This window comes from Burkholderia sp. ZZQ-2, from assembly GCF_050768715.1.
In the GTDB taxonomy this organism is placed as follows: domain Bacteria; phylum Pseudomonadota; class Gammaproteobacteria; order Burkholderiales; family Burkholderiaceae; genus Burkholderia; species Burkholderia cepacia.
In genome coordinates this window covers 37,486-44,007 of record NZ_LDVA01000319.1, presented here as the reverse complement: position 1 = coordinate 44,007, position 6,522 = coordinate 37,486, and the positions used below count along the sequence as shown (strand labels likewise).

4 protein-coding genes and 4 pseudogenes are annotated in these 6,522 nt (G+C 61.0%); 4 read left to right on the top strand and 4 right to left on the bottom strand.

Annotation, left to right across the window (positions count from 1 at the left end; all coding sequences use genetic code 11):
• Both fghA and ABY44_RS29365 read right to left on the bottom strand, forming a co-directional pair.
• A partial coding sequence (gene fghA, locus ABY44_RS29370) for an S-formylglutathione hydrolase (protein ID WP_431642319.1) occupies positions 1-719 on the bottom strand: 719 nt, incomplete at its 3' end.
• Positions 720-735: 16 nt separating this feature from the next.
• The gene (locus ABY44_RS29365; RefSeq protein ID WP_034178684.1) at positions 736-1,842 is read right to left on the bottom strand and encodes an S-(hydroxymethyl)glutathione dehydrogenase/class III alcohol dehydrogenase; all 1,107 of its coding nucleotides are present in this window, start codon (positions 1,840-1,842) and stop codon (positions 736-738) included.
• 409 nt (positions 1,843-2,251) lie between these two features.
• On the opposite strand from ABY44_RS29365, the gene ABY44_RS29360 reads away from it, so the two are divergent.
• Both ABY44_RS29360 and ABY44_RS29355 read left to right on the top strand, forming a co-directional pair.
• Positions 2,252-3,694 carry an APC family permease gene (locus tag ABY44_RS29360; protein ID WP_034178683.1) on the top strand — a complete coding sequence of 481 codons (1,443 nt, stop codon included), beginning with the start codon at positions 2,252-2,254 and terminating at the stop codon, positions 3,692-3,694.
• Between the two features lie 128 nt (positions 3,695-3,822).
• Entirely contained in the window at positions 3,823-5,112 is a 1,290-nt protein-coding gene (locus tag ABY44_RS29355; protein ID WP_235212418.1) for a porin, read from the top strand.
• A gap of 91 nt (positions 5,113-5,203) precedes the next feature.
• Here ABY44_RS29355 and ABY44_RS29350 read toward each other — a convergent pair.
• Positions 5,204-5,352 (bottom strand): annotated as a pseudogene (locus ABY44_RS29350) (IS3 family transposase); the annotation flags it as partial.
• Between the two features lie 33 nt (positions 5,353-5,385).
• Positions 5,386-5,706 (bottom strand): annotated as a pseudogene (locus tag ABY44_RS29345) (LysR family transcriptional regulator); the annotation flags it as partial.
• Here ABY44_RS29345 and ABY44_RS29340 point away from each other — a divergent pair.
• A pseudogene (locus tag ABY44_RS29340) lies at positions 5,705-5,974 on the top strand (aldehyde dehydrogenase family protein); the annotation flags it as partial. The pseudogenes ABY44_RS29345 and ABY44_RS29340 sit on opposite strands and share 2 nt — an antisense overlap.
• Positions 5,974-6,456, top strand: a pseudogene (locus tag ABY44_RS29335) (MFS transporter); the annotation flags it as partial. The pseudogenes ABY44_RS29340 and ABY44_RS29335, both read left to right, overlap by 1 nt.
• Positions 6,457-6,522: the final 66 nt, after the last annotated feature.

Genomic DNA, 6,522 nt, shown 5'->3' with positions numbered 1-6,522 from the left:
TCGAACACGTCGGGGTTGAGCTGGTTCGCGAGGAACTGATCCGCGAGGCCCTGATCGACGAGGATGCCGTCCGCGAACTTCGGCGCATCGGCGCGCGCGACGAGTTCGCTCGCGTCGTGTGCCTTCCAGGCATCGCGATCGGCGCCGAGGTAGCCCGAGAAGGCCTTCTCGCCCCACGGGCAGCGTGTCGGCGCGGCGATCGGCGCGAACGCCGATACCGACCGGTACAGCCCGGGATGACGCAGCGCAAGCGTCAGCGCGCCGTGCCCGCCCATCGAATGACCGAAGATCCCGAGCCGCGCGCCGTCGATCGGCAGTTCGGCCGTGACGAGTTCGCGCAGCTCGCCCGTCACGTACGACTCCATCCGGTAATGCGCGGACCACGGCGCTTCGGTCGCGTCGACATAGAAGCCCGCGCCGACGCCGAAGTCCCACGCGTCGGTCTCGCCCGGCACGCCCGCGCCGCGCGGGCTCGTGTCCGGCATCACGAGCGCGATGCCGTGCTGCGCCGCGTATTGCTGCGCGCCGGCCTTGATCGCGAACGTCTCGTCGGTGCACGTGAGCCCCGCGAGATAGAACAGCGCCGGCACGCGGCCGTGCGCGGCCTGCGGCGGCAGGTACACCGAGAATTTCATCGGCAGGCCGATGGCCGCCGAATCGTGACGGTAGAAACGCTGCTCGCCGCCGTGGCACGCATGCGAGGAAACGAGTTCGAGCATCGCGGTGCGCTCCCGGTCAGTACAGCACGACCGAACGGATCGACTCGCCGGCCTTCATCAGGTCGAAGCCTTCGTTGATCCGCTCGAGCGGCAGCGTGTGCGTGATCAGGTCGTCGATGTTGATCTTGCCTTCCATGTACCAGTCGACGATCTTCGGCACGTCGGTGCGGCCGCGCGCGCCGCCGAACGCCGAGCCCTTCCACTCGCGGCCCGTCACCAGCTGGAACGGACGCGTGCTGATTTCCTCGCCCGCTGCCGCCACGCCGATGATGAACGACTGGCCCCAGCCCTTGTGCGTGCACTCGAGCGCCTGGCGCATCAGCTTCACGTTGCCCACGCATTCGAACGAGTAATCCGCGCCGCCGTCGGTCAGCTGCACGATGTGGTCGACCACGTTCTCGACTTCGTTCGGGTTGATGAAGTGCGTCATCCCGAACTTCTTCGCGAGCTCGACGCGCTTCGGGTTGATGTCCACGCCGATGATCTTGTCCGCGCCGACCATCTTCGCGCCCTGGATCACGTTCAGGCCGATCCCGCCGAGGCCGAACACGACGACGTTCGCGCCGGCCTCGACCTTCGCCGAGTACACGACCGCGCCGACGCCCGTCGTCACGCCGCAGCCGATGTAGCAGATCTTGTCGAACGGCGCGTCCTCGCGCACCTTCGCGACCGCGATTTCCGGCACGACGATGTAGTTCGAGAACGTCGACGTCCCCATGTAGTGGAACAGCGGCTTGCCGTCGAGCGAGAAGCGCGACGTCGCGTCGGGCATCAGGCCCTTGCCCTGCGTCGCGCGGATCTTCTGGCACAGGTTGGTCTTGCGCGACAGGCAGAACTTGCACTCGCGGCATTCGGGCGTGTAGAGCGGAATCACGTGGTCGCCCTTCCTCACGGTGCCGACGCCGGGGCCGACGTCGACCACGACGCCCGCGCCTTCATGGCCGAGGATCGCCGGGAAGATCCCTTCCGGATCGGCGCCCGACAGCGTGTAGTAGTCGGTGTGGCAGATGCCCGTCGCCTTCACCTCGATCAGCACTTCGCCGGCACGCGGCCCTTCGAGATCGACTTCCTCGATCGTGAGAGGCTGCCCTGCCTTCCAGGCGATTGCGGCTTTCGTTTTCATCTCAATCCTCGATCTATTTGCTGGAACGAAGATTAAATGTCGAAGAACGCTCAGCCAACGCTTCTCCTGAATGTTGGCGGGATCGTTGCGCACGATGGCGCGAATCAGTGCATCTGCTTCCAACCTGAAATCTACGCTTGGGTGGCTCCCTTTTCGTCATTCGTGCCCTCGACCTGGGACACCTGGGTGTATCCCGCACTAGGGGAAACACTGGCTTTGCAACTTTGGGATGATTGACGATTGATTTCGGCCGCAGAAAATCAGTTCGACAGATGCCGGTACCGCACGGAAATCCGTCTCCAGCGAGAGGTCGACGCGACAGATCAACACAGATCAGAAGAACTTGCGTTGACAAATGTACAAGCCGACAACGCCAGCTTTTCGCCCTAATTTTGGAAGGAACCCCACCATGGATGCCGCAAGAGAAGTAGATCAACCGCAACTGCGGAAGGGCGCTTTAGGGCTCTTCGCAATAGTCTCGGCCGTCATCGCAACCAACGGCCCCTTGACCGCTCTGGTTGGAGCGGTTCCCGTTTCCCTCACCATGGGCAACGGCATCGGGCTGCCTTCGGTATTTGTCATCGTCGGCTTGGTCTATGTGCTCTTCAGCGTCGGTTTCACCGCAATGAGCAAATACACCACGAACGCGGGTGCGTTCTATGCGTACATCGCTCAGGGACTCGGGCGGCCGTGGGGCATCAGTGCAGCGTTTGTCGCCATCTTGTCGTATAACGCAATGCAGCTCGCCTGTTACGGCATGCTTGGATTCTTCCTGTCGACAGGCTTACACGACTGGATTGGCGTTGACGTGCCATGGTGGATATGCTGCCTGGGTGCGCTACTTGTCATTCTCGTAGCGAGTGTCACCAACATCGAGATCAGCGGTCGATTATTGTTTTTCCTCCTCGCCGCCGAAATGCTCGTCATCGCCGCATTCGACGTCGCTGCAGTTTTGCATGGCGGTCCCGCTGGCTATACGCTCGCACCTTTCACCCCGCAGCATACCTTCACTGCCGGTTTTGGAACGGCAATCGTGTTTGTCGTCGGTTCATACATGGGCTTTGAAACCACCGCGATTTATGCGGAAGAAGCAAAGGAGCCGCATCGCAATATTCCATTGGCGACGTATATCTCCATCACGACGATCATGGTGCTGTACACCTTCTCCGTTTGGGCGCTGATCGTCGTCTGGGGACCGAGCGAGGTCGTCTCCATGGCTGGGAAAGATCCTGCCGGTTTGTGGTACGGAATAGCAGAGCGAATCGCCGGCAAATTCATTTCCGAGGCGATGCAAGCGCTGATGCTTACCAGCCTGTTCGCCGCACTTCTCAGCTTCCACAACACCACGTCCCGTTACATTTTCTCGCTCGGGCGAGAGGAAGTGCTGCCAAAGGTGCTCTCAACGGTATCACGAGGACAGCAAGCGCCCGTAGTTGCATGTGCGGTGCAAGCTACCGCCGTGGCCGCCGCTCTGCTCCTGTTCGCGTGGTCGAAGTCCGACCCGATGAACGTCGTCCTGCCCTATACGGCCGCACTCTCGACCATCGGTCTCCTGTCGGTTCAATGCTTGACTTCGCTTTCGGTGATCGCCTTTTTCATGCGGGGCGGTCGTGGCGAGAGCGCGTGGGTGAGGCAAATAGCGCCGGCGGCGAGCGCAATCGCGCTTGCGTGGTTCGTCTTCATGGAAGTCAGCCACCTTGATCTGATGACTGGATCGACGTCGCGGTGGATCTACTGCTTCCCTTACGGCATCGCGACGCTGGCGCTCTTAGGGGTCGTGTACGCACTTTGGTTGCGCAAGGCTCGTCCGGATCGCTACAGCAGTCTGGGGCGCTTCCTCTCCGAGTTGTGAGTTTCACGGAAAGTTCAAAACATGGCTCGTAAGCGAGCCAACTGAAACCCATCAATCGGTCCAACGCAGGCGGCGACCTCTGCGGGGCGGCGTTCGACCGAAACACATCGATTCCAGGAGCCGTTCGAATGCGCAATCCAAAAATCAACCCGTATTCGGTAATGAATCGCTACGCGAGTTCATCCTCTTTCAATGCCAGGCATGCAAAGTTTCGGACCCGCGCAATCTGTTCATCTGTCGCGGCTATCTTCGCGTGCGGACCGATGATTGCCGCGGCCCAAAGCAGCGTCACACTTTATGGTGTAGTTGACACCGGCATCACGTTCCTGTCCAACCAGCAGATTGCAGACGGCGCGGGTGCTTCGGGAAAACGCGCGTGGCAAATGACAGCCGGTAACAGTGCGCCGTCATCATTCGGCATTAAAGGCGTGGAGGATCTCGGCGGCGGAATGGCTGCAACTTTCAATTTGCAGAATTATTTTCAATCGAACAACGGTGCTTTATTTGAGCCCAACGGACTGTTTGACGCGAATGCAACCGTTGGCCTCAAGTCCGACAAACTCGGGGTGCTCACCCTTGGCCGCCAGTTCGACTCGTACACGACGTATCTCGCACCATACGCATCGAGCAATGTCTGGTCCGGATTTGCAGGCGCGCACTTTGGCGACGTCGACAATCTAAATGCCGCGTTCAATGTGAACAATTCCGTTGTGTATACGAGCCCGTCCTTTGGTGGCTTCTCCTTCAGCGGCACGTTCAGCCTGGGCAATCAACCTGGAGCGTTCGCGACCAATCGTGCATGGGCCGTCGCGGCTGGTTACCAGTCTGGTGCCCTCTCCGTTGCGGCCGGTTATCTTTCGCTGCGTGATCCGTTCACAGCAGCCTTAGGGGGCAACAACGCATATATCGGCGAGTTTAGCTGCGGCCAAAGCCCGTCGAACTATTGCCAGCTGCAGAACGCGAGCGAGCTTCGGACATACGGGGTTGGAGGCAGCTACAGTTTCGGCCGATTCAACGTGAATGCCACGCTTACGCGCGCAAAGTTGCTGGCCAGTCGGTATCTGGTCCAGGCCGGCGGCCCGGTCAGTGACGTGCGATTCGATACAGCCGAAGTCAATAGTCTGTACAGTTTTTCCGAGGCGCTGCAGTTCGGTCTGGCCTACGCATACACGATTGGAAAAATATCCGAAACGGGGGATCGGCCTCAGATTCACAAGGTAAGCCTCGCGACGATCTACAATCTTTCGAAGCGAACGCAGCTCTACCTCATCGGCAATTTCGAAAAAATGGCTGGCGATGGCATCGGTATCAACCCCGTGACCGGCTCGCTCGAGCGCTACGCGCAACTCTCGTATTTCGGCAATTCGAATTCGTCGAGCCAGCTCGCAGTGTCGATGGGTATCAAGCACACGTTCTAGCCGCATCTTGCGGTCTCGACCCGGTTCTGGACGATCGTAACGTCGAAGTAATCGACGCGAGCGCTTGGACCCGCCAGCGTCTCATAGACACTCACGAGCCGTTTAGCGATGAAAGATCGCCGGCGGAACCATGCCGACGAACCGGGTCATAAAACCTTTCGATGTAATCGAACAGGTCCGGGGCCGCGTCGCCCGGCTCGGATAGATGCGCCGCTTGATTCGCTCCTGTTTCAGGAGCTCGGAAGAACAGCAGCAAGCCACTGCGGGGAGCGGTCAGCGTTGCTCTGCCGTCAGTTGCCTCAACTGTTCGAGCAGTTTGACGGCGGGGCTCGGCAATAAACCGTGCCGGCGCCGAAATCCGGTCAACGTGCGCCGCCCGACCACCTTCGGCAATTCGAGCGTATCGAAGACGCCAGCCTTGTTCTCCGTGACGTACATCGGTTCAGGCATCCAGCTCAGAAAGCCGGACCGGGCGACGAGACTCTTCAACACGGTAATCGATCGGGTTTCGTCTACGACGTTCGGGAATCCGAGGCCGTGTCCGGCGAACACCTGCAGCATGTGTTCGAATGGCGCGGTGCCGCGCGGCGACACCCATGGCCTCATCGTCGAGGCGATGCAGGAGACCGGATTGCCGGCCGGCACGGTGAATTTCGTCACGAACGCCCCGGCGGACGCTGCCCGCAGCGTCGACGCACTGGTCGCCCATCCCAAGGTCCGGCGGGTCAACTTCACGGGCTCCACGCGCGTAGGGCGCTTGATCGCGGAACAATATGCGCGTCATCTGAGACCGGCCGTGCTCGAACTCGGCGGCAAGGCGCCGTTCATCGTCCTCGGTGATGCGGACGTCGACGCAGCGGTTGGCTGCCTGCCATGCTCACCAGCGAGGGATTGTCGGTGACGATCGCCGACTACCGCCTGACGGCCTACAATCTCGGCGGCGTGCTCGGCGCGCCCGCATGTGCGACGGCGATCGCCCGCAACGGTTCGCGCGTCCCGTTGCTGCTGTGCTGCATCGGCGGCGCCGCCAGTGCATGGCTGATCCTCGGCGTGGACTTGAAGCATCAGACCACGCTTCTGATCTTGGGACTCGGGCTGCACGGCCTGTTCGTCAACGCAGTCCAGTCGACGATGTATGCACTCTGCGCGTACGTCTATTCGACCGGCGTGCGGGCGACCGCCGCGGCGTCCGCCCTGGCTTTCGGCCGGCTCGGTGCAATCCTCAGCGCCTTTGCCGGTGCGGCCGTGATTACCGTGACCGGAGGAGCCGGCTACCTGCTCATGCTTGGATCCGCGATGATGGGCGTATTCGTCGCCCTGACCGTCGTTCGTCAGCACATTCCCGCGGATTCAACGCGACGTCAGGCGATACGCGCTTCCGGTGACAGGCGCGACGGAGACGATTGCCGG